At 68.9% G+C, this 20,382-nt stretch carries 21 protein-coding genes; 5 read left to right on the top strand and 16 right to left on the bottom strand.

Annotation, left to right across the window (positions count from 1 at the left end):
• Positions 1 to 4: 4 nt before the first annotated feature.
• From argB to coaBC, 4 genes are all read right to left on the bottom strand, one after another.
• Positions 5 to 892: an acetylglutamate kinase gene (gene argB / locus HUJ28_03995; protein ID MBD3618611.1), complete on the bottom strand. Its 888-nt coding sequence runs from the start codon at positions 890 to 892 to the stop codon at positions 5 to 7.
• A gap of 59 nt (positions 893 to 951) precedes the next feature.
• Positions 952 to 2,334, bottom strand: coding sequence for a phosphomannomutase/phosphoglucomutase (locus tag HUJ28_03990; protein MBD3618610.1), 1,383 nt, complete (start codon positions 2,332 to 2,334; stop codon positions 952 to 954).
• Between the two features lie 8 nt (positions 2,335 to 2,342).
• Positions 2,343 to 2,798 (bottom strand): dUTP diphosphatase, encoded by a 456-nt coding sequence (gene dut / locus HUJ28_03985; protein MBD3618609.1) that lies wholly within the window; start codon positions 2,796 to 2,798, stop codon positions 2,343 to 2,345.
• Between the two features lie 66 nt (positions 2,799 to 2,864).
• A complete protein-coding gene (coaBC, locus tag HUJ28_03980; GenBank protein ID MBD3618608.1) occupies positions 2,865 to 4,097 on the bottom strand; it encodes a bifunctional phosphopantothenoylcysteine decarboxylase/phosphopantothenate--cysteine ligase CoaBC in 1,233 nt (410 codons plus the stop codon).
• 212 nt (positions 4,098 to 4,309) lie between these two features.
• Here coaBC and radC point away from each other — a divergent pair, with 212 nt between their 5' ends.
• On the top strand, positions 4,310 to 4,981 hold the full coding sequence (gene radC, locus HUJ28_03975; protein MBD3618607.1) for a DNA repair protein RadC: 672 nt from the start codon (positions 4,310 to 4,312) through the stop codon (positions 4,979 to 4,981).
• Positions 4,982 to 5,395: 414 nt separating this feature from the next.
• Here radC and bioF read toward each other — a convergent pair whose 3' ends face one another.
• Genes bioF through HUJ28_03955 form a run of 4 tightly spaced genes read right to left on the bottom strand, consistent with a single transcriptional unit; the run spans position 5,396 to position 8,778 of the window.
• Complete coding sequence (bioF, locus tag HUJ28_03970) at positions 5,396 to 6,562, bottom strand: 8-amino-7-oxononanoate synthase (protein ID MBD3618606.1); 1,167 nt, start codon at positions 6,560 to 6,562, stop codon at positions 5,396 to 5,398.
• Positions 6,559 to 7,302 carry a class I SAM-dependent methyltransferase gene (locus tag HUJ28_03965; protein ID MBD3618605.1) on the bottom strand — a complete coding sequence of 248 codons (744 nt, stop codon included), beginning with the start codon at positions 7,300 to 7,302 and terminating at the stop codon, positions 6,559 to 6,561. Before HUJ28_03965 ends, bioF begins: the two co-directional genes overlap by 4 nt.
• Before the next feature lie 14 nt (positions 7,303 to 7,316).
• Positions 7,317 to 8,324 (bottom strand): biotin synthase BioB, encoded by a 1,008-nt coding sequence (bioB, locus tag HUJ28_03960; protein ID MBD3618604.1) that lies wholly within the window; start codon positions 8,322 to 8,324, stop codon positions 7,317 to 7,319.
• The gene (locus HUJ28_03955; GenBank protein MBD3618603.1) at positions 8,317 to 8,778 is read right to left on the bottom strand and encodes a hypothetical protein; all 462 of its coding nucleotides are present in this window, start codon (positions 8,776 to 8,778) and stop codon (positions 8,317 to 8,319) included. The genes bioB and HUJ28_03955 overlap by 8 nt, the downstream gene beginning before the upstream one ends.
• 78 nt (positions 8,779 to 8,856) lie before the next feature.
• On the opposite strand from HUJ28_03955, the gene HUJ28_03950 reads away from it, so the two are divergent.
• Complete coding sequence (locus HUJ28_03950) at positions 8,857 to 9,582, top strand: ComF family protein (GenBank protein MBD3618602.1); 726 nt, start codon at positions 8,857 to 8,859, stop codon at positions 9,580 to 9,582.
• Positions 9,583 to 9,587: 5 nt separating this feature from the next.
• On the opposite strand, the gene ubiA is transcribed toward HUJ28_03950, so the two are convergent.
• Complete coding sequence (gene ubiA / locus HUJ28_03945; protein ID MBD3618601.1) at positions 9,588 to 10,475, bottom strand: 4-hydroxybenzoate octaprenyltransferase; 888 nt, start codon at positions 10,473 to 10,475, stop codon at positions 9,588 to 9,590.
• A 73-nt stretch (positions 10,476 to 10,548) separates the two neighbouring features.
• On the opposite strand from ubiA, the gene gorA reads away from it, so the two are divergent.
• Both gorA and HUJ28_03935 read left to right on the top strand, forming a co-directional pair.
• Positions 10,549 to 11,901, top strand: a complete 1,353-nt coding sequence (gene gorA / locus HUJ28_03940) for a glutathione-disulfide reductase (GenBank protein MBD3618600.1) — start codon at positions 10,549 to 10,551, stop codon at positions 11,899 to 11,901.
• Positions 11,902 to 11,914: 13 nt separating this feature from the next.
• Complete coding sequence (locus HUJ28_03935) at positions 11,915 to 12,442, top strand: gamma carbonic anhydrase family protein (GenBank protein MBD3618599.1); 528 nt, start codon at positions 11,915 to 11,917, stop codon at positions 12,440 to 12,442.
• Positions 12,443 to 12,468: 26 nt separating this feature from the next.
• On the opposite strand, the gene HUJ28_03930 is transcribed toward HUJ28_03935, so the two are convergent.
• The 4 genes from HUJ28_03930 to HUJ28_03915 all read right to left on the bottom strand — a co-directional run bounded on the left by HUJ28_03930 (position 12,469) and on the right by HUJ28_03915 (position 15,791).
• Positions 12,469 to 13,149: an OmpA family protein gene (locus HUJ28_03930; protein MBD3618598.1), complete on the bottom strand. Its 681-nt coding sequence runs from the start codon at positions 13,147 to 13,149 to the stop codon at positions 12,469 to 12,471.
• A 93-nt stretch (positions 13,150 to 13,242) separates the two neighbouring features.
• Complete coding sequence (aroE, locus tag HUJ28_03925) at positions 13,243 to 14,064, bottom strand: shikimate dehydrogenase (protein MBD3618597.1); 822 nt, start codon at positions 14,062 to 14,064, stop codon at positions 13,243 to 13,245.
• Between the two features lie 3 nt (positions 14,065 to 14,067).
• Complete coding sequence (gene hemB / locus HUJ28_03920; protein ID MBD3618596.1) at positions 14,068 to 15,078, bottom strand: porphobilinogen synthase; 1,011 nt, start codon at positions 15,076 to 15,078, stop codon at positions 14,068 to 14,070.
• Between the two features lie 32 nt (positions 15,079 to 15,110).
• On the bottom strand, positions 15,111 to 15,791 hold the full coding sequence (locus HUJ28_03915; protein ID MBD3618595.1) for a metalloregulator ArsR/SmtB family transcription factor: 681 nt from the start codon (positions 15,789 to 15,791) through the stop codon (positions 15,111 to 15,113).
• A 239-nt stretch (positions 15,792 to 16,030) separates the two neighbouring features.
• Between HUJ28_03915 and HUJ28_03910 the strand changes: the two genes are divergently transcribed.
• Positions 16,031 to 16,378, top strand: coding sequence for a hypothetical protein (locus HUJ28_03910; protein MBD3618594.1), 348 nt, complete (start codon positions 16,031 to 16,033; stop codon positions 16,376 to 16,378).
• Between the two features lie 64 nt (positions 16,379 to 16,442).
• Here HUJ28_03910 and hemF read toward each other — a convergent pair whose 3' ends face one another.
• The 3 genes from hemF to HUJ28_03895 are packed head-to-tail and all read right to left on the bottom strand — an operon-like array spanning position 16,443 to position 20,381.
• Positions 16,443 to 17,351, bottom strand: coding sequence for an oxygen-dependent coproporphyrinogen oxidase (gene hemF, locus HUJ28_03905; GenBank protein ID MBD3618593.1), 909 nt, complete (start codon positions 17,349 to 17,351; stop codon positions 16,443 to 16,445).
• 30 nt (positions 17,352 to 17,381) lie between these two features.
• Positions 17,382 to 17,942, bottom strand: coding sequence for a threonylcarbamoyl-AMP synthase (locus tag HUJ28_03900; protein ID MBD3618592.1), 561 nt, complete (start codon positions 17,940 to 17,942; stop codon positions 17,382 to 17,384).
• Positions 17,943 to 17,957: 15 nt separating this feature from the next.
• Complete coding sequence (locus HUJ28_03895) at positions 17,958 to 20,381, bottom strand: DNA topoisomerase I (GenBank protein ID MBD3618591.1); 2,424 nt, start codon at positions 20,379 to 20,381, stop codon at positions 17,958 to 17,960.
• Position 20,382 lies beyond the last annotated feature (1 nt).

Below are 20,382 nucleotides of genomic sequence, written 5' to 3'. Positions count from 1 at the left end.
CGGCTCAGCTGCGGATCAGGGTACCGACGCCCTGGTCCGTGAACAGCTCCAGCAGTACCGCGTGCTCCACGCGTCCATCGATGATGTGCGCGGTCTTCACCCCCGAGGCCACCGCATCCAGCGCGCAGCGGATCTTCGGCAACATGCCGCCGTGGATGGTGCCATCCGCGATCAGGTCCTCCACCGCGCTGGCCGACAGCCCGGTCAGCAGCTTGCCTTCCTTGTCCAGCACGCCCGGCGTGTTGGTCAGCAGCATGAGCTTCTCCGCCCCCAGTACCGAGGCGAGCTTGCCGGCCACCAGGTCGGCATTGATGTTGTAGGAGGTGCCGTCCTCGCCCACGCCGATCGGCGCGACCACCGGGATGAAGTCGCCGTTATCCAGCATGTGCACGATGCCGGGGTCGATGGAGGCGACCTCGCCGACATGTCCGAGGTCGATGATCTCCGGCTCCTGCAGCTCCGGTGACTTGCGCGAGATTTTCAGCTGGCGGGCGCGGATCAGGCCGCCGTCCTTGCCGGTCAGGCCGACGGCGCGTCCGCCGATCTGGTTGATCAGGTTGACGATCTCCTTGTTCACCAGCCCGCCCAGCACCATCTGCACCACGTCCATGGTCTCGCGGTCGGTGACGCGCATGCCCTCGACGAACTCGGACTTCTTGCCGAGCTGTTCCAGCAGCCTGCCGATCTGCGGCCCGCCACCGTGAACGATCACCGGGTTGATGCCCACCTGCTTGAGCAGGACCACGTCACGCGCAAAGCTCTTCTTCAGGTCTTCGTCCACCATCGCGTTGCCGCCGTACTTGATGACGACGGTCTTGTCGGCGAAGCGCTGGATGTAGGGCAGGGCCTCGATCAGGACCCGGGCGATGTTGTGGGCGTTCTTGGTGTCCATGGGCTCGGTGTCGGTAAGGGATTCAGTGGGGCACAAGTATACGGGATTGCGTCGCCGGTTCAGAACGGCAGGGCCAGCGTCGGGTCCACGGCCAGCAGCTTTTGCCGGAAGAGGTCCTGGATCCGGGCGAGGTGGGCTGCCTCGTCCGCCTCGAAACGCAGCGTGAGCGTGGGCGTGGTGTTGGAGGCGCGTACCAGGCCGAAACCCCAGGGGAAATCCGCCCGGATGCCGTCGAGGCAGCTGACCTCGGCGCCGGGAAAGGCGACGTCCTCGCTCAGGCGCTGCATGAACTGGTGCTGCGCGCCCTCGTGGTCGAAGCGGATCTGCAGTTCGGGGGTGGCCGGGTCGTGGGGCAGTACCGCGAACTGCTGGCTGACGGGCGCGGGGTCGGCGGCCAGGATCGTCAGCAGCCGGGCACCGACATAGATCGCGTCGTCGAAACCGTACCAGCCGTCGCGATAGAAGAAGTGACCGCTGAGCTCGCCGGCCAGCAGGGCGCGGGGCTCCTCCGCGAGCCGGGCGCGCAGGAAGGAGTGGCCGCTGCGGCTCATCAGCGACTCGCCGCCATGGGCGCGGATCACGGCGGGCAGGTGGCGCGAGCACTTGACGTCGTGGATGACCACGGCCCCCGGGTGTCGTGCCAGCAGGTCGATGGCCAGGCGCATGAGCACGCGATCGGGCCAGATGATGTCCCCCCGTTCATCCACCACGCCCAGGCGGTCGCCGTCGCCGTCCAGCGCCAGGCCGAGGTCGCAGCCCTCGCGGCGCACCGTGTCGATCAGGTCGGCGAGGTTCTCCGGCCGCGACGGGTCGGGGTGATGGTGGGGGAAGCGGCCGTCCACCTCGCAGTGGCACTCCACCACCTGGCAGCCGAGCCGGCGCAGCACCGCGGGGGCCACCGCGGCGGCGATGCCGTTGCCGCAGTCCAGCGCCACCTTAAGCGGGCGGGCCAGCCGCAGGTCGCGCAGTACGCGATCGAGGTAGGCGGCCGTCACCTCGGACTGCCTCAGGCCGCCCTGGCCGTGCGTGTAGTGTGCCTCCTCGATGCGTGCCCGCAGGTGCTGGATGCCGTCCCCGTGCAGGGCGCGGCCGGCCAGGGTGAACTTGAAGCCGTTGTAGTCGGACGGGTTGTGGCTGCCGGTGACCATCACGCCGGTACCGGTGCCCAGGTGCTCCAGGGCAAAGGAGAGCACCGGCGTGGGCACCTCGCCCAGGTCGATGACGTCCACGCCGCACTGGCGCAGACCCGCGATGAGGGCGGTGGCCAGGGGCTGGCTGGAGGGGCGCGCATCGCGTCCCACCACCACCTCGGGGAAGTCGCGCGCCCGTACCTCGCTGCCGAAGGCCCGGCCCAGTTGCCGGGCGATGCCGGGGGTCAGCGTCTCGCCGACGCGGCCGCGCACGTCATAGGCGCGAAACAGGCTCGCGGGGACGCCGGGCATCAGGCCTGTCAGTGGCGGCCCGAGGAGCCGAAGCCGCCTTCGCCGCGCTCGCTCTCGTGGAATTCGTCCACGACCTCGAGCTGCGCCTGCACGACCGGTACGAACACGAGCTGGGCGAGGCGCTCGCCGGGGGCCAGGCTGAAGGCCTCGCGGCCGCGGTTCCAGCAGGAGACGAAGAGCTGGCCCTGGTAGTCCGAGTCGATCAGGCCGACCAGGTTGCCGAGCACGATGCCGTGCTTGTGACCCAGCCCGGAGCGCGGCAGGATCGTCGCCGCCAGGCCCGGGTCGCCGATGTGGATGGCGATGCCGGTGGGTACGAGGTGGGTGTCGCCCGGCTCGAGGGTGATGGCCTCATCGAGGCAGGCGCGCAGGTCCATGCCGGCCGAGCCGGGGGTGGCATAGGCGGGCAGGGGGAATTCGCTGCCGATGCGGGGATCCAGGATCTTGACTTCTACCTTGTGCATGCGGGTCTTTCGTGGGATGGGCGGGGTGGCCATTGTTGCCCCGGCAAGGGTGAAAATCCAGTCCGCTCAGGGCGAGACATGGCGCAGCGGGACGACCCTGCCCGGTGTCGCGTCCAGGCGATCGGCGATCACGGCCACCAGCTCGCGTGCAAGCTGCGTCTTGCTCGCCCGGGGCAGCGAGTGCTGGCCGTCGGCCCAGAGGAGTTCGAGGGCATTGTCCTCGGTGTCGAAGCCGAGCCCCTCCCCGACGGCATTGGCGGCGATCAGGTCGAGGCCCTTGCGCACGAGCTTGTCGCGCGCGTGGGCGAGCAGCTGCTCGGTCTCGGCGGCAAAGCCCACCACGAAGGGGCGCGACGCCAGGGCCGCGACGCCGGCCAGGATGTCGGGGTTGCGCACGAGCTCGAGGGCGAGGTGCTCGCCGGTCTTCTTGATCTTCTGCCCGGCGACCGCATCCACGCGGTAATCGGCCACGGCCGCCGCGCCGATGAACACGTCGGCTCCCGGAATGGCGGCCATCACGGCGGCCTGCATCTGCGCCGCCGTCTCCACGTCGATGCGCTCGACCCGTGCCGGGGTTTCCAGTGCCACGGGGCCGGCGACCAGCACCACCTCGGCCCCGGCCTCGGCAGCCGCCTCGGCCACGGCAAAGCCCATGCGCCCGGAGCTGCGGTTGCTGATGTAACGCACGGGATCGATGGGCTCGCGGGTGGGCCCCGCCGTCACCACCACCCGGCGCCCGGCGAGCCGGCCGGTCTCGAACAGCCCCGCGAGGCCCGCGAGGAGGGCCTCCGGCTCCAGCATGCGCCCCTCGCCGGTCTCGCCGCAGGCCATCTCGCCCGCGGCCGGCCCGAGCAGTGTCACGCCACGGGTGGCGAGCGCCTCGCGGTTGGCCTGGGTGGCCGGGTGGGCCCACATCTGCGGATTCATGGCCGGGGCCAGTGCCAGCGGCGCGCGGGTGGCCAGGCACAGGGTGGCGAGGAGGTCGTCGGCCTCGCCCTGGACGAGCCTGGCCATGAAATCGGCGGTGCAGGGCGCGATCAGGACGGCATCGGCCCAGCGCGCCAGTTCGATATGCCCCATGGCCGCCTCGGCCTCGGGGTCCATCAGGTCGGTATGCACCGGGTGTCCGGACAGGGCCTGGAAGGTCAGCGGCGTGACGAAGCCCTGCGCCGCCGCGGTCATCGCCACGCGCACCTCCGCCCCCGCCTGGCGCAGGCGGCGGGTGAGCTCGGCGGCCTTGTAAGCGGCGATGCCACCGGTGACGCCGAGCAGGATGTGTTTGTTGGTGAGGCGCTTCATATTGCGGAGTTTACCAGAGGGTGGTGTCCGCCGTGCCATCGGGGCGGTGAATCGACGCCCGTCGTCCGTGGTCAGCGGGTGGTTGTAGAGGTGGTCTAGCCACAGAGGTTTGGGGGATTCGATTTTCCGCTGTGGCGCCAGAGATTGTCGAACGACGGACAAATCCCCTATCCTCGGTCTTTCCCAGGGACGCGGATGCGGGAGACAAAGGAATGCCCATCACCGACTGGCCGGTCGACGAGCGGCCGCGCGAAAAACTCATTCACCGCGGGGCCGAGGCCCTTTCCGATGCCGAGCTGCTGGCCATCTTCCTGCGCACCGGGGTGCGGGGGAAGACGGCCGTGGATCTCGCCCGCGACCTCATCGAGACCTTCGGCGGCCTGCGCCCCCTGCTCAATGCCGACGAGCGGGCCTTCTGCGCCGCCCGGGGGCTGGGGCGGGCCAAGTACGTGCAGCTGCGGGCGGTGCTGGAGATGGCGCGCCGCCACCTCTTCGAGCAGCTGCGGCGCGGCGAGGCCCTGGGCGGACCGGAGGACACGCGCCGTTACCTCTCCGCGCGCATGCGCGACTATCCCTACGAGGTCTTCGCCTGTCTCTTCCTCGACAACCAGCACCGCGTGCTGGCCTTCGAGGAGCTGTTCCGTGGCACCATCGACGGGGCCAGCGTGCATCCGCGGGAGGTGGTGACCCGCGCCCTCGAGCACCGGGCCGCCGCCCTCATCTTCGCCCACAACCACCCCTCCGGCGTGGCCGAACCGTCACAGGCCGACCGGCGCATCACCGAGCGCTTGCGGGACGCCCTCGGCCTCGTCGACATCCGCGTGCTGGATCACTTCGTGGTGGGGGAGGAGGTGGTGTCGTTTGCGGAGCGGGGGTTGTTGTAGGTGCTCGATGTGTGGGCCCGGGGTGGTTTCGTCCGCGTTTACCTTTTGAGTTCTTTTCCATCTGTGCCGCGCGCGGACGAGTCGCTTTTCTTTGCTCGCCCAAAGAAAAGCGACGCAAAAGAAAGGGCGCCCCACTATCTCGCCCTTCGGGTTTCACTCGGCACGTCCGTGTGCCTCGCCGCTTCGCGGCAGCCTTCGGCTGTGTTAATCGGCAGTCCAGCCGATTAATCCTGCGCTTCTCGCTCCAGACGGGGTTCCGCAGACGGGCCGTCCCTGGCCCGACTGCGGAATTGCGCGCGTCCTGCGCGCAACCCTTCGGGCCTGTCCGTCTTCCGCTGCGATGCTCGGCGAGATAACGGGGCCCACTAACCGCTTCGATAGACCGTCGTGCTGACTGGGCGATCTCTGTTGCAACTAAACGTTGTTGGTATCGCAGCTGATGGAATCCAGTGCGGTCAGTAGCTGATCGACATCCCTCTCGTCATGCGCCGCCGACAACGTCACCCGCAACCGCGCCGTCCCCGCCGGCACCGTGGGCGGGCGGATGGCGGTGACGAGGATGCCCTGTTCCCAGAGGGCCTCGCTCATGGCCAGTGCGGTCTGGTTGTCGCCGACGAGGAGGGGCTGGATCGGGGTGGGGGAATCCATGAGCGTGAGGCCGAGCTGGGCCGCGCCTGCGCGGAAGCGGGCGACGAGATCCTGCAGCTTCTCGCGCCGCCAGGGCTCGGCATCCACGAGCTTCAGCGCCGCGCGCGTGGCCTCGGCCACGGCCGGGGGCTGGGCGGTGGTGTAGATGTAGGTGCGCGCGGTCTGGATGAGGTATTCGATGAGGTCCTCGCTGCCGGCGACGAAGGCGCCGGCGGTGCCCAGGCCCTTGCCCAGGGTGCCCATGAGGATGGGTACCTCGTCCGGTCCGAGACCGGCGGCCTCCAGGGTGCCGCGGCCGTGCTCGCCGAGCACGCCGAGGCCGTGGGCGTCGTCGACCATGAACCAGGCGTCGTGGCGGCGGCAGGCCTGTGCCAGCTCGGTGACGGGCGCGAGGTCGCCGTCCATGCTGAACACGCCGTCGGTGAGTACGAGCTTCTCGCCGGCCTCGCGCGCGCCGAGCCTGCCGGCCAGGGCGGCGGCGTCGTTGTGCGGATAACGCATGAGGCGCGCGCCGCTGAGCAGGCCGGCATCGAGCAGCGAGGCGTGGTTGAGGCGGTCCTCGAACACGGCGTCGCCGCGCCCGACCAGGGCGGCGGCCACGCCGAGGTTGGCCATGTAGCCGGTGGAGAAGAGCAGGGCGCGTTCGCGGCCGGTAAAGGCGGCGAGTTCCTCTTCCAGGGCGTGATGGGCGCGTGTATGGCCGTTGACGAGATGGGCGGCGCCACTGCCCACGCCGTAGGTGTCGGCGCCCCGCTTGAAGGCGGCAATGATCTCCGGGTGATTGGCCAGGCCCAGGTAGTCGTTGGAGCAGAAACTCAGCACCTCGCGCCCGTCGATCACCATGCGCGGCGTCTGCGGGCTGTCGACCGTGCGGCGGCGGCGATAGAGGCCCGCCTCGCGGCGGGCGGCGAGTTCGGCACGCAGGTCCTTCATGGCAGGCGGCCCGTGCGCAGGGTGAGGGGCCAGCGCACCCTGCGGCTCGTGGTCCAGATCGGTGCCAGTTCATCGAGCAGCGACGCGACCGGGTCGTGGCCGCGCGCCTCGACATAACGCCTGGTGGCCGACCAGGTGCGCAGGTAGCCGCCGAGCGCTGCGAGTCCCCACTCGGCCTGCATGGCGAAGTGGGGTGCCTCGATCGGTTCGAAGGGAAACGACAGGTCGCGGTAGCCGGTCTCGACGTGGCGGCGTTCGAAGGGCCACCAGGGGCCGACCACCTCGCTGTAGAAGTGCCATAGCCGCGCGTCGATGACGGGGTCGTCCGTGAGCAGGCGGCTGTAGCTCCAGGCGGCGATCACCCCGTCCGGTGCCAGCACGCGACGGGCCTCGGCATAGAAGGCGTCGAGCCGGAACCAGTGCAGGGCCTGGGCGACGGTGATGAGGTCCACGCTGGCGGGGGCCAGGCCGCTGGCCTCGGCGGGGGCGACGCGAAACTCCACGCCCGGATGCGCCGGTGCCGCCTCGATCTGCGCCGCCGCCGCATCGGTGGCGATGACGCGGTCGAAGCGCACGGCGAGATCACGGGCGGCTTGGCCGCTGCCGGTGGCGCAGTCCCAGGCGAGGCAGCGGGCAGGGGCCTGATCGGCCAGCCAGTCGAACAGGGCGGCGGGGTAGGTGGGGCGGTGGCTCGCGTAATCGGCAGCCACCGCCGAGAAGTGATCCGGAAACCCGCTCATCGGCGCCCCTTCGCTCAGTGGGCGGCGGCCTTTGCGGGGGTGTCGCCCTTGTCTGCGTGCTGGTGACAGGTCTGCGGGTCCAGCCAGTGCAGGCCGAGGCGCTCGAACAGCCGGCGGTCGTGCTCGGCCTCCGGGTTGTCCGTGGTGAGCAGCTTTTCGCCGTAGAAGATCGAGTTGGCGCCGGCGAAGAAGCACAGGGCCTGCATCTCGTCGTTCATCTCCGTGCGGCCCGCGGACAGGCGCACGAAGGAGGTGGGCATGAGGATGCGAGCCACGGCGATGGTGCGCACGAAGTCGAAGGGGTCGAGCTTGTCGGTGCCGGCCAGCGGCGTGCCCGCGACCTGCACCAGGTTGTTGATCGGCACCGACTCCGGGTGCTGGGGCAGGTTGGCCAGCTGGCGCAGCATGGAGGCGCGGTCACGCACCGATTCGCCCATGCCGAGGATGCCGCCTGAGCAGACGTGGATGCCGGCGTCGCGCACGTGCTCCAGGGTATCCAGGCGGTCCTGGTAGTCGCGGGTGGTGATGATGTTGCCGTAGAACTCGGGCGAGGTGTCGAGGTTGTGGTTGTAGTAGTCGAGCCCCGCGTCCTTCAGGCGCTTCGCCTGGCGGTCTTCGAGCATGCCGAGCGTCACGCAGGTCTCCATCCCCAGCGACTTCACGCCCTCGATCATGGCCACGACCTTCTCCAGATTCCTGTCGGTGGGGTTGCGCCAGGCGGCGCCCATGCAGAAGCGGCTGGCGCCGTTGTCTTTCGCGCGCCGGGCCGCCGCCATGACCTCGTCCAGCGGCAGCAGGCGTTCCTTTTCCAGCTCGGTCTCGTACTTGGCGCTCTGCGGGCAGTAGGCGCAGTCTTCCGGGCAGGCGCCGGTCTTGATCGAGAGCAGCGTGCTCACCTGCACCGCGTTGGGGTCGAAGTGCGCGCGGTGGATGCCCTGGGCACGGAAGATGAGGTCGTTGAACGGCAGGGCGAACAGCGCCTCGATCTCGTCCGTCGTCCAGTCGTGTCGCAGTTCAGCCATGGGGGTTCTCCGGAATGAGGGTGTCTTCCCAGGTCTCGCGATTGATGCGGATGATGTCCCAGATGGACCAGGGAATGATGATGCTGGCGCTGATCGCCCAGTAGACCAGGAAGTAGATGATCTCGGGCGGGAAGAAGGTGCCCACCACGATCAGGGCGCCCACCAGGGCGTAGAAGCGGTAGGCCGCCCACTGGGTATAATGGCCGACGCGCGGGTTCGGGTGATGCCGGTTGAGGGCGTAGAGCAGCATCGAGCCGCCGAACCACAGCACGATGGGCACGATGGCCAGCACGGTGGCGAAGATGGTGCCGTACCCGGTGGCGCCCAGTCCGAAGACCAGCGGCGTGCCGGCCATGGTGAGCGCGACGATGTTGCCGTAGTTGAAGAGCTTGGCCGCGCCGCGGCAGGATTTCGCGCTGAGGGTGCGCGCGTCCTGGGTGCTGGTATCGGTCATGATGCTGGGTCCACCGGAGGCTGTGGGCGGGAGAGACTGCAGTCTATCCACTTGGGATGGGCTGTCAACCGAGCAGGGATGCGGATGGTTTACAAGTGGTTAAATTCTGTTCTGTGGGCGTTGTATCCGCCGGTGTGCGTGGTCTGTGAGCAGGCCCTGCCGGCTTCCGCGGTGGCAGGGGATCTCTGCGACCCCTGCTGCGACGCCCTGCCCTGGCGGCGCGGGCCGGTCTGCGGGCAATGCGGCCAGGCCCTGGAGGGTCACGAGGCCCTGCGTTGCGGGGCCTGCCTGGCGCGCCCGCCCGCCTTCGATCGCCTCTTTGCCCCGCTGGCCTACGAGAGCCCGGTCGGCGCCCTGATCACGGATTTCAAGTTCCATGGCCGCCTGGCGCCGGGGCGGGTGCTTGCCGGACTGTTGACCGATGCCGTGACGGCGGCCGTGGCAGATGCCGGGCTGCCCCTGCCCGAGGCGCTGGTGCCGGTACCCCTGCATCCCGCGCGCCTGGCCCGGCGCGGCTTCAACCAGGCCGTGGAGCTCGCCCGGCCGCTGGCCGGCGCGCTGGATCTGCCCCTGCTCACGGCGGGCATCCGGCGCCAGCAGGACACCCCCGCCCAGTCCACCCTGACGGCGAAGGCCCGACGCAGCAACCTGCGCCAGGCCTTCGCCGTGAGCGGCCCCGTGCCGGCGCGGGTGGCCATCGTCGATGACGTGGTGACCACCGGCGCCACCGTGGAGGCGCTGGCCCGGGTGCTGCGAGGCGCGGGGGCGGAGCAGGTGCAGGTCTGGGCCCTGGCCCGGGCCTGAGGGCCTCAGCGCAGGGCGAGATCGGCCGCCAGCCCGAGGAACACGGCGAGGCCAAACCAGTTGTTGTGCAAAAATGCGCGGAAGCAGACGGCGGGCTCGCGGTGGCGGATCAGCCACTGCTCGTAGCCGGCCAGGACCGCGGCGGCGGCTAGGCCGAGGTAATAGGGCAGGCCGAGCCCGCTCAGCAGCCCCACGCCGACGAGCAGGGCCAGCACGCCGAGCTGCAGCAGGCCGATGACGAGGCGGTCGTGGCGGCCGAACAGGATGGCGGCGGACTTGACCCCGATCTTGAGGTCGTCGTCGCGGTCCGACATGGCGTACATGGTGTCGTAGGCCGTGGTCCAGAGGATGTTGGCGACGAACAGGAGCCAGACCGGTGCGGGCGGCAGGGTGCCGGTCTGGGCCGTCCAGGCCATGGGGATGGCCCAGCCGAAGGCCACGCCCAGGTGGACCTGCGGCAGGTGGTGGAAGCGCTTCATGAAGGGATAGCTCGCCGCCAGGGCCACGCCGGCGAACGAGAGCAGGATGGTGAGGCGGTTGAGGGTGAGCACCAGGGCGAAGGCGGCGACCGACAGCAGGGTGAAGACCGCCAGTGCCTCCTGTGCCGTGATCTCCCCGGCCGCCAGCGGCCGCTGGCGGGTGCGGGTCACGTGCGGGTCGATATCGCGGTCGGCATAGTCGTTGATCGCGCAGCCCGAGGAACGCATCAGCACCACGCCGGCCACGAAGACGAAGAGCACCCACGGGTCCGGCAGGCCGCCGGCCGCCAGCCACAGCGACCAGAGCGTGGGCCACAGCAGCAGGAAGATGCCGATCGGGCGGTCGATGCGCACCAGGCGTGCGTAGGCGCCGAGGCGCTGGCCGGGACTGAGGGTGGTGGTCGGTTGGGTCATGGTGTCGTGAAGCCGTGATCAATGCTGCTAAAGTGTATCAAAGCCTATCCCTCAACGAGACAGACGAGACCCGATGACCAACACCCACTACGATCTCATCGCCATCGGCGGCGGCAGCGGCGGCCTCTCCGTGGCCGAGCGTGCGGCCGCCTACGGCAGGCGCTGCGCCGTGGTCGAACGCGGCCGGCTCGGCGGCACCTGCGTGAATGTCGGCTGCGTACCGAAGAAGGTGATGTGGTATGGCGCGAGCCTTGCCCATGCCCTGCACGAGGCGCGCGACTACGGCTTCGACGTCGAGACGAAGGGGTTTGCCTGGAACGAGCTGGCGCTCAGGCGCGAGGCCTATATCGGCGGCATCAACGGCTGGTATCACACCTACCTGGAGGACTCGGGGATCGACGAGCTGGTGGGGCACGCCCGCTTCGTCGACGCCCATACCCTGGAGATCGACGGCAGGCGCTACACCGCCGATCACATCGCCATCGCCACCGGCGGCCGGCCGACCGTGCCGGAGATCGAGGGGGCGGAGCTTGGTATCACCTCCGACGGCTTCTTCGAACTCACCGAGCAGCCGCGCAACGTGGCCGTGGTGGGTGCCGGCTACATCGCCGTCGAGCTGGCCGGCATGCTGCACGGGCTGGGTGCGCAGGTGTCGATGTACCTGCGCCGCGAGCACTTCCTGCGCAGTTTCGACGCCATGCTGCGCGAGTCGCTGATGGAGCAGATGCTGGAGGACGGCATCAACATCTTCCCCCGCACCCAGGTCGAGCGGGTCGTGCGCGCCGAGGATGGCACGCTCACCCTGGTCTGCGACCAGGGCATGCACACCGAGGGCTTCGACTGCGTGATCTGGGCCATCGGTCGCGACCCCAACACCGACGACATCGGCCTGGAACATGCCGGCGTGATCCGCGACGGGCACGGCTTCATCCCGGTGGACGGCTACCAGAACACCAACGTCGCGGGCATCTACGCCCTGGGCGACATCACCGGCCGTGCCCCGCTGACGCCGGTGGCCATCGCGGCCGGCCGCCGTCTGGCCGACCGCCTGTTCGGCGGCAAGCCGGAGCGGCGGTTGGACTACGAGAACATTCCCACCGTGGTCTTCTCGCATCCGCCCATCGGCACCGTGGGCCTCACCGAGGACGAGGCGCGCGAACTGCACGGCGAGGGGGTGAAGGTCTACCAGACGCGCTTCACCTCCATGTATCACGCACTGACCGAGCGCAAGGTGAAGACGGCGATGAAGCTCGTCACCGTGGGGGCGCGCGAGAAGGTGGTGGGCTGCCACATCATCGGCCCGGGTGCCGACGAGATGCTGCAGGGGTTTGCCGTGGCCATCCGCATGGGGGCGACCAAGCAGGACCTCGACGACACGGTCGCGATCCATCCGACCAGCGCCGAGGAACTGGTGACCATGCGATGATGAGGGAGGTGGGATGATCCGTCGCTTCGAGGCCTTCGAGCCCATCCTCGAGGCCGGCGCCTGGGTGGACGAGACGGCGCTGGTGGTGGGAGACGTGACCCTGGGGGCGGACAGTTCGGTGTGGCCGATGAGCGTGGTGCGGGGCGACGTCAACTTCATCCGCATCGGTGCGTGCACCAACATCCAGGACGGTTCGGTACTGCACGTCACCCACGACAGCGAGGCGGCCCCCGGCGGCCATCCGCTGGAGATCGGCGACGAGGTGACGGTGGGGCACCGGGTCACGCTGCATGCCTGCCGTATCGGCAACCGCTGCCTGATCGGTATGGGGGCCATCGTGCTCGACGGAGCGGTGGTGCCGGACGAGACCCTGGTCGGCGCGGGTTCGCTGGTGCCGCCGAGGCGGGAGCTCGAGGGCGGCTATCTCTGGCTGGGCAACCCGGTGCGGCGGGTGCGCGCGCTCACCGACGCCGAAAAGGGCTATCTGCGCTATTCCGCCGAACATTACGTCCGGCTGAAGAACCGTCACGCGGGGGGCTGACGCCGCCCGCGTGACGGCCCGGGTGCTTACTGCGTGAGCGGGATCAGGGTGAGCTCCACGCGGCGGTTCAGCGCGCGGCCCTCCTCGCTGGCGTTGCTGGTGAGCGGGCGCAGTTCGCCGAAGCCGATCGGGTCCAGGCGGGCCGGGGCAATGGCCTGGCTCTCAAGGTAGCGGGCCACGCTCAGGGCACGGCGTTCGGACAGCGCCTGGTTGTAGGCCTCGCTGCCGGTGCTGTCGGTGTGGCCGGCGATCTCGATCAGGGTCTTGTCGTATTTCTTCAGGATCAGGGCCACGGAGCGCAGGGTCTCGTAGAACTCGGGCTTCACCTCCGAGCGGTCGACGTCGAAGGTCACGTTGCTCGGCATGTTGAGGATGATGTTGTCGCCGTCGCGGATCACGCTCACGCCGGTGCCTTCCATCTGCTGCAGCAGTTCGTATTCCTGTCGATCCATGTAACTGCCGACCGCACCGCCGGCCAGTGCGCCCACGCCGGCGGCGATCAGCGTGCGCTTGTTGCGGTCACGGCGGTCCTGGTCGCGGGCGCTGATGTTGCCGATGACGGCGCCGGCCAGCGCGCCGATGATCGCGCCCTTGGTGGCGCTGCTGGTCTTTTCCTCGCGCGTGTAGGGGTCGAGGGTGGTGCAGCCGGTGACCACCAGGCTGGCGGCCAGCAGGCCGAGGGTGGCTCCGCGTAGCTTGAGCGACATGTTTGATCTCTCCAGTAATGACGGCGATGGATTCGGTGGCAAGCATAGCGCCTCCTGCGCGTCCTGCCTGCCGGTGTTATCACATGACGAAGCTTAACCCTGCCTGAGCGCGGCGATCACCGGCGCGGTCTCCGGTCGCAGGCCGCGCCAGAGGTAGAAGGACTCGGCCGCCTGTTCCACCAGCATGCCGAGTCCGTCCAGGGCGAGCGCGGCCCCCTGTGCCCGCGCCCATTCGACGAAAGCGGTGGGGCGGTCGCCGTAGACCATGTCGTAGCCGCAGCCGCCAGGGACGAGAACCCCCTCGGGCAGGGGCGGCAGTTCACCCTGCAGCCCGGCGGCGGTGCCGTTGATGATCACGTCGAAGGGCGACTGGGATGCGAGCGCATCGAGGCCGCCGCCGTCGATGCTGCCCAGGTCGGCGAAATCGCGGGCGAGCTGCACCGCCTTTTCTGCCGTACGGTTGGCGATGAACACGGTCTCGGGGCCGGTGGCCAGCAGGGGCTGCAGGATGCCGCGCACCGCGCCACCCGCACCCAGCACCAGCACCCGCCGGGCGGCGAGGGGCACGTCGTGATTGGCGGTCAGATCGCGCAGCAGGCCGATGCCATCGGTGTTGTCGCCGCGTATGAGGCCGTTGTCGAGAAAGCTCAGGGTATTCACGGCCCCGGCACGCTCGGCGGCCTCGCCGCGCACCGTGGCCATCAGCCAGGCCTCCTGCTTGAAGGGCACGGTGACGTTGAGCCCGCGCCCGCCGGCCTCGCGAAAGGCGCGTACCGTGCCCGCGAAGTCATCCAGCGGGGCGAGCAGTGCCTCGTAGCAGAGATCCTCGCCGGTCTGCTCGGCGAACAGGGCGTGGATGCGTGGCGACTTGCTGTGGGCGATCGGGTTGCCGACCACGGCGTAGCGGTCGGTCATGGTCTAGCGCCCCTCGCGCAGCCAGCGGGCGGCGTCCCTGGCGTAGTAGGTCAGGATGGCATCGCCGCCGGCGCGTTTCATGGCGGTGAGCGCCTCCAGCACGCAGGCGCGTTCGTCCAGCCAGCCGTTCTGCGCGGCGGCCTTGAGCATCGCGTACTCGCCGCTCACCTGGTAGACGAAGGTCGGCACGCGGAATTCGTCCTTGATGCGGCGCACGATGTCGAGGTAGGGCATGCCGGGCTTGACCATCACCATGTCGGCGCCTTCCTCGAGATCCAGCGCCACCTCGTGCAGGGCCTCGTCGCTGTTGGCGGGGTCCATCTGGTAGCTGTACTTGTTGCCGGCGCCGAGGTTGCCGGCCGAGCCGACGGCATCGCGGAAGGGGCCGTAGAAGCTCGAGGCGTACTTGGCGGCGTAGGCGAGGATGCGGGTATTGATGTGCCCGGCCTCTTCCAGGGCGATGCGGATCTCGCCGATCCGCCCGTCCATCATGTCGGAGGGGGCGACGATGTCGGCGCCGGCCTCGGCATGGGACAGGGCCTGCTGGACCAGCACCTCGACGGTCTCGTCGTTGAGGACGTAGCCGGTGTCGTCGATCAGCCCGTCCTGGCCGTGGAGGGTGAAGGGGTCCAGGGCGACGTCGGTGATCACACCGAGTTCGGGGAAGCGTGTCTTGAGGGCGTGCACGGCGCGCTGGGCCAGGCCCTCCGGGTTATAGGCCTCGGCGGCATCCTCGGATTTCTTCTCCTTGGGCGTGACCGGGAACAGGGCCACGGCCGGGATGCCAAGCTCGAGCAGGGTCTCGGCCTCGGCCAGCAGCAGGTCGATGGACAGGCGCTCCACCCCCGGCATGGAGGCGACCGCCTCGCGCCGGTTATCGCCTTCGAGGACGAAGACGGGGTAGATGAGGTCGTCGCAGGTCAGCTGCGTCTCGCGCATCAGGCGACGGGAGAAGGTGTCGCGCCGCATGCGGCGCGGACGGCTCATGGGGAAATAGCCTGGGTGTTGTGCCACGTGTGACTCCGTAAACCGAGCGAATCAGGCCGTCAGGCGAGGACAGCGCCCATGGCGTCCTCCACCTCGATCGGCAACCCTGCCAGCCGCCACTCGGGGAAGCCCCGGGCCAGCCGCTGGACCCTGAAACCCTTGCTCTCGAGGTGCTGTGCCGCCTGGAAGGCAGGCGGCGACAGCGCGCCTCGGCAGTAGACCACCACGGGCCGCGCGCGCGGGATCTCGTGCAGCTGACGGTCGAGCTCCCGCAGGGGGAGGTTTCGTGCCGTCGGCACGTGTCCGCGGGCAAACTCCTCGGCCGGGCGCAGGTCGAGCAGCGTGACCTCGTCCAGCCGGGCGTGCAGGTCGGTGGCGGAGATGGCGCCCTGCCGCAGATCGGCGCCGAGATGACGTGTCATCAGCGGCCCCACTTCGGCGAGGGCGTCCTGTGCCAGGAGCTGCACCGTCTCCAGCAGCTGGCCGATGCGCAGGTCGTCCGTCAGCCGGTAGAAGACGTGCTGTCCCTGCTTGCGGGCCTTCACCAGCCCCGCCCCGCGCAGCAGCTGCAGGTGCTGCGAGGTGTTGGCCAGGGAGAGGCCGGCCAGCTGCGCCAGCGCCTCCACGGAACGTTCGCCCTGGGCCAGCAGGTCCAGTAGCGCGATGCGGTGTCCGTTGCTCACGGCCTTGCCGACGCGGGCGAACTGGCCATAGAGCTGATGGTGGAATTCCTGGTTCATGTCGTGCTCCTTCCTTAAGCAACATCGCGACATGCGTCGCGCACCGTCGTCCCTGACATGCTTCCTGCCATGGCCGCGGTCAACGCGGAACGCAAGATCGTCCAGAGGATAACCCATTCATTCTGGGGGTGCGAGGAACCCCCGCCCTGTCGTCGGGGTCGCAATACCCATAGAATCCGCGTTGCAGGCCCCCTCGGCCGCGATACTGGTCAACCCACTGAACGAGAAGGATGAGTCTCATGCGTGACAAGACGGCGATGAAATCCCTGGCCCTGACCCTGGGCGCCACCTTTACCGGCTCGCTGGCCGGCCAGGCGGTGGCGGCCGATGCCAATCCCTTCGCCCTGAGCGATCTGGGCGAGGGCTACATGGTGGCCGATGCCCACGGCGAGGGCCGCTGCGGCGAGGGCAAGTGCGGTGGCGCCATGCAGCAGGACAAGGCCCAGGAAGGCAAGTGCGGCGAGGGCAAGTGCGGTGGCGCCATGCAAAAGGAGAAGGCGCAGGAAGGCAAGTGCGGCGAGGGCAAGTGCGGTGGCGCCATGCAGCAGGACAAGGCCCAGGAGGGCAAGTGCGGCGGCAATCGCTAGCCGTTGGCAGGAGCCTCACGCAGGACGCCCGGCGATGCCGGGCGTCTTGCGTTTCGGGCCGCTCTCAGGCCCAGTCGCGGGGCAGCAGGTAGTCGGTGTAGAGCCTTTCCTCGGCACTGCCGGGTTCCGGGTGCCAGTCGTATCGCCACTTCACCAGCGGCGGCAGCGACATGAGGATGGACTCGGTGCGCCCGCCGGACTGCAGTCCGAACAGCGTGCCGCGGTCGTAGACCAGGTTGAACTCCACGTAGCGGCCGCGGCGATACAGCTGGAAGTCGCGTTCGCGTTCGCCGTAGGGGGTGTCCTTGCGCCGGCGCACGATGGGCAGGTAGGCCTTGAGGTAGTGGTCGCCCACGCTCTGCATGAAGTGGAAGCTGCGCTCGAAGCCCCATTCGTTGAGGTCGTCGAAGAACAGCCCGCCGATACCGCGCGGCTCGTTGCGGTGTTTGAGGAAGAAGTACTCGTCGCACCACTGCTTGTAACGCGGATAGACGTCCTCGCCGAAGGGGGCGCAGGCGGCCTTCGCCGTGCGGTGCCAGTGTACGCAGTCCTCGTCGAAGCCGTAGTAGGGGGTGAGATCGAAGCCGCCGCCGAACCACCAGATCGGGTCGGCGCCTTCCTTCTCGGCGATGAAGAAGCGCACGTTGGCATGCGAGGTCGGCACGTAGGGGTTGTGCGGGTGGATGACCAGCGAGACCCCCATGGCCTGGAAGCGGCGTCCGGCCAGTTCCGGGCGATGGGCCGTGGCCGAGGCCGGCAGGTTCTCGCCAAAGACATGCGAGAAGTTCACCCCGGCCTGTTCGAGGACGGCGCCGTCGGTCAGCACGCGGGTGCGGCCACCGCCGCCGCCCTGCCGGTCCCAGGCGTCTTCGTGGAAGCTCGCCTGGCCATCCTCGATGGCGAGGTCGGTGCAGATCGCGTCCTGCAGGGCGAGCAGGTAGTGCTTGACGGCATCGGTGTCGGGCTGGCTCATGGGGCTACTCGCAGTCGGCGGTGATGGCGATTACTGGCCGGGACGCAGGATTGTACCGTCCCGGGCATCGCGAATCTCGGTGGGGCGGTCGAGCCCACCGGTGGGGGCGTCGAGGATGAGGTCCACGGCCTCGCCGAGGGCCTCCGTGACCTCGGCGGCCGAGCGCGCCGGCGACTGGCCGGCCAGGTTGGCGCTGGTGGAGACCAGCGCCGTGCCGGCGGCCGCGCAGAGGGCGCTGGCGACGGGGTGGCTGGTGACGCGCACCGCGATGCTGTCGTGCTCGCCGCGCAGCCAGCGCGGGGTGGTCGCTGGCGTGGGCACCACCCAGGTGACGGGCCCGGGCCAGGTCGGCAGGATGCGCGCCCGCAGGGTCTCGGTGAGCGGGGTGATGTAGGGGGCGAGCTGCTCGAGGTCGGCGGCCAGCAGGATCAGGCCCTTGCCCTCGGGGCGCTGCTTGAGCGCCAGCAGGCGGCGCACCGCCGCCTCGTTGGCCGGGTCACAGCCCAGGCCATAGACGGCCTCGGTGGGGTAGGCGAGGATGCCGCCCTCGCGAATCAGGGCGGCGGCGCGTTCGATGTCGTCGGTGCGGATCACGGCCGGGCAGGCTCAGCTGGCGCTCTTCTTGGCCGCCTTTTTCACGGATTTCTTTTTCACCGACCGCTTCTTCTTTGCGGCCGCCTTCTTTTTCGGGGCGGCCTTCTTCTTGGCCGCGGCCTTTTTCTTCACGGCACCGCGGCGCTTCTTCACCGGGGCCTCGGCCAGCAGTTTCTGGCATTCCTCGAGCGACAGCGACTTGGGGTCGCGGTCCTTGGGGATGCGGGCATTCTTCTCGCCATCGGTGATGTAGGGGCCGTAGCGCCCGTTCAGCACCTGGATGCCCTCGTCCTCGAAGACGCGGATGATGCGGTTGGCGTCGGCGATCTTCTTTTCCTGGATCAGCTCCAGGGCGCGGGGCAGGTCGATGGTGTAGGGATCGTCCGGGGCCTTGATGGAGACGTACTTGCTGCCGTACTTCACGTAGGGGCCGAAACGCCCGATGTTGACCAGCACCGGTTCGCCTTCCGGCGTCTCGCCCAGCTCGCGGGGCAGATCGAACAGTGCCAGGGCCTCGTCCAGCGTGATGCTGTCCATCTTCTGGCCCGGGCGCAGGCCGGCGAAGCGGGGCTTCTCCTCGTCGTCGCGGGTGCCGATCTGCACGAAGGGCCCGTAGCGGCCCATGCGCACGGACACGGGCTTGCCGGTCTCGGGGTCGGTGCCGATCTCGCGGGCCTGTACGGCCTCCTCGCGCGTGACCGACTGCTCCTTGTCCTCCACCAGTTCCTTGAAGGGGTCCCAGAACTCGCGCATCACCGGGATCCAGTCCTTCTCCCCGCGCGAGATCTCGTCGAGCTCGTCCTCGAAGTGCGCCGTGAAGTCGTAGTCGACGTACTTGGTGAAGTGTTTCGTGAGGAACTTGTTGACGATCTTGCCGACTTCTGTCGGGAAAAAGCGCCGGTTGTCCAGTTCCACGTATTCGCGGTTCTGCAGGGTGGAGATGATGGAGGCATAGGTGGAGGGGCGGCCGATGCCGTGCTCCTCCAGGGCCTTGACCAGGCTCGCCTCGGTATAGCGCGGCGGCGGCTCGGTGAAGTGCTGTTCGGTACGGATGGCCAGGAGCTCGACCTGCTCGCCTTCGGTGAAGTCCGGCAGCAGGCGGTCCTCGTTGTCGTCCGGGGTGCTGGCGTCGTCGCGGTCCTCGAGGTAGACGGCCATGAAGCCCGGGTCCACCACCGTGGAGCCCGTGGCACGGAACAGGTTGCCCTCGCCACAGGCCAGGTCGATGGCCACCGTGTCCATGGTGGCGTGGATCATCTGGCAGGCGACGGTGCGCTTCCAGACGAGCTCGTAGAGCCGCAGCTGGTCGCGCGAGAGGTACTGCTTGACGTCTTCCGGAGCCCGGTGGGCCGAGGTCGGGCGGATCGCCTCGTGGGCCTCCTGGGCATTCTTCGACTTGGTCTTGTAGAGGCGCGGCGCGTCCGGGAGCTTGTCCTTGCCGTAGCGCTGGACGATCAGCGCGCGCAGCTCGTCCAGGGCCTCCTGGGCCAGGTTGACCGAGTCGGTACGCATGTAGGTGATCAGACCGGTGGTGCCCGATCCGCCCAGGTCAATGCCCTCGTACAGCTGCTGGGCCGTACGCATGGTGCGGCTGGCGGAAAAGCCCAGCTTGCGCGAGGCCTCCTGCTGCAGGGTGGAGGTGGTGAACGGCGCGGCCGGGTTGCGGCGGCGCTGCTTGCGCTCGACCTTCTCCACCGTGAGCTTGCCGGCCCCGGCCTGGATGAGCCGGTCGTGGGTGCTGCGGGCCTGGGTCTCGCTGGTGATGTCGAACTGCTCCAGCTTCTTTCCCTCGAGCAGGTTCAGCTTGGCGTTGAAGGGCTGGCCTTCCTTCGCGGCATCGGCCTCGATGGTCCAGTATTCCTGGCTCCTGAAGGCCTCGATCTCCTCCTCGCGCTCGCAGATCATGCGCAGGGCCGGGCTTTGCACGCGGCCGGCGGAGAGCCCGCGGCGGATCTTCTTCCACAGCAGGGGTGAGAGGTTGAAGCCGACCAGGTAGTCCAGGGCGCGGCGTGCCTGCTGGGCGTCGACCAGGGCGTGGGAGAGCCCCCTGGGGTGTTCGATGGCCTCCTTCACGGCGCGCTGGGTGATCTCGTGGAAGACCACCCGGTGCACCTGCTTGTCTTCCAGCAGGCCGCGCTCCTTGAGGAGTTCGTAGAGATGCCAGGAGATGGCCTCGCCCTCGCGGTCGGGGTCAGTCGCCAGGTAGAGGGCGTCGGCCTGCTTGAGCTTCTTCGCGATGGCGTCGACGTGCTTCTCGTTGCGTTCGATGACGTCGTACTTCATGGCGAAGTCGTGCGCCGGGTCCACCGCGCCTTCCTTGGGCACCAGGTCGCGGACATGGCCATAGGAGGCCATGACGGTGTAATCCTTGCCCAGGTACTTCTCGATGGTCTTGCCCTTGGCGGGCGATTCAACAATGACGAGGTTTTTGCTCATG

This window comes from Chromatiales bacterium, from assembly GCA_014762505.1.
In the GTDB taxonomy this organism is placed as follows: Bacteria; Pseudomonadota; Gammaproteobacteria; order SpSt-1174; family SpSt-1174; genus SpSt-1174.
The sequence above is the reverse complement of the archived record's forward strand: the minus strand, read 5'-3'. Positions and strand labels throughout refer to the sequence as shown.

What these genes read in the sequence shown, in the direction of transcription:
- argB (MBD3618611.1), bottom strand. Translation starts at nt 892, where the DNA reads ATGGACACCAAGAACGCCCACAACATCGCCCGGGTCCTGATCGAGGCC.
- HUJ28_03990 (MBD3618610.1), bottom strand. Translation starts at nt 2,334, where the DNA reads ATGCCCGGCGTCCCCGCGAGCCTGTTTCGCGCCTATGACGTGCGCGGC.
- dut (MBD3618609.1), bottom strand. Translation starts at nt 2,798, where the DNA reads ATGCACAAGGTAGAAGTCAAGATCCTGGATCCCCGCATCGGCAGCGAA.
- coaBC (MBD3618608.1), bottom strand. Translation starts at nt 4,097, where the DNA reads ATGAAGCGCCTCACCAACAAACACATCCTGCTCGGCGTCACCGGTGGC.
- radC (MBD3618607.1), top strand. Translation starts at nt 4,310, where the DNA reads ATGCCCATCACCGACTGGCCGGTCGACGAGCGGCCGCGCGAAAAACTC.
- bioF (MBD3618606.1), bottom strand. Translation starts at nt 6,562, where the DNA reads ATGAAGGACCTGCGTGCCGAACTCGCCGCCCGCCGCGAGGCGGGCCTC.
- HUJ28_03965 (MBD3618605.1), bottom strand. Translation starts at nt 7,302, where the DNA reads ATGAGCGGGTTTCCGGATCACTTCTCGGCGGTGGCTGCCGATTACGCG.
- bioB (MBD3618604.1), bottom strand. Translation starts at nt 8,324, where the DNA reads ATGGCTGAACTGCGACACGACTGGACGACGGACGAGATCGAGGCGCTG.
- HUJ28_03955 (MBD3618603.1), bottom strand. Translation starts at nt 8,778, where the DNA reads ATGACCGATACCAGCACCCAGGACGCGCGCACCCTCAGCGCGAAATCC.
- HUJ28_03950 (MBD3618602.1), top strand. Translation starts at nt 8,857, where the DNA reads ATGCGGATGGTTTACAAGTGGTTAAATTCTGTTCTGTGGGCGTTGTAT.
- ubiA (MBD3618601.1), bottom strand. Translation starts at nt 10,475, where the DNA reads ATGACCCAACCGACCACCACCCTCAGTCCCGGCCAGCGCCTCGGCGCC.
- gorA (MBD3618600.1), top strand. Translation starts at nt 10,549, where the DNA reads ATGACCAACACCCACTACGATCTCATCGCCATCGGCGGCGGCAGCGGC.
- HUJ28_03935 (MBD3618599.1), top strand. Translation starts at nt 11,915, where the DNA reads ATGATCCGTCGCTTCGAGGCCTTCGAGCCCATCCTCGAGGCCGGCGCC.
- HUJ28_03930 (MBD3618598.1), bottom strand. Translation starts at nt 13,149, where the DNA reads ATGTCGCTCAAGCTACGCGGAGCCACCCTCGGCCTGCTGGCCGCCAGC.
- aroE (MBD3618597.1), bottom strand. Translation starts at nt 14,064, where the DNA reads ATGACCGACCGCTACGCCGTGGTCGGCAACCCGATCGCCCACAGCAAG.
- HUJ28_03915 (MBD3618595.1), bottom strand. Translation starts at nt 15,791, where the DNA reads ATGAACCAGGAATTCCACCATCAGCTCTATGGCCAGTTCGCCCGCGTC.
- HUJ28_03910 (MBD3618594.1), top strand. Translation starts at nt 16,031, where the DNA reads ATGCGTGACAAGACGGCGATGAAATCCCTGGCCCTGACCCTGGGCGCC.
- hemF (MBD3618593.1), bottom strand. Translation starts at nt 17,351, where the DNA reads ATGAGCCAGCCCGACACCGATGCCGTCAAGCACTACCTGCTCGCCCTG.
- HUJ28_03895 (MBD3618591.1), bottom strand. Translation starts at nt 20,381, where the DNA reads ATGAGCAAAAACCTCGTCATTGTTGAATCGCCCGCCAAGGGCAAGACC.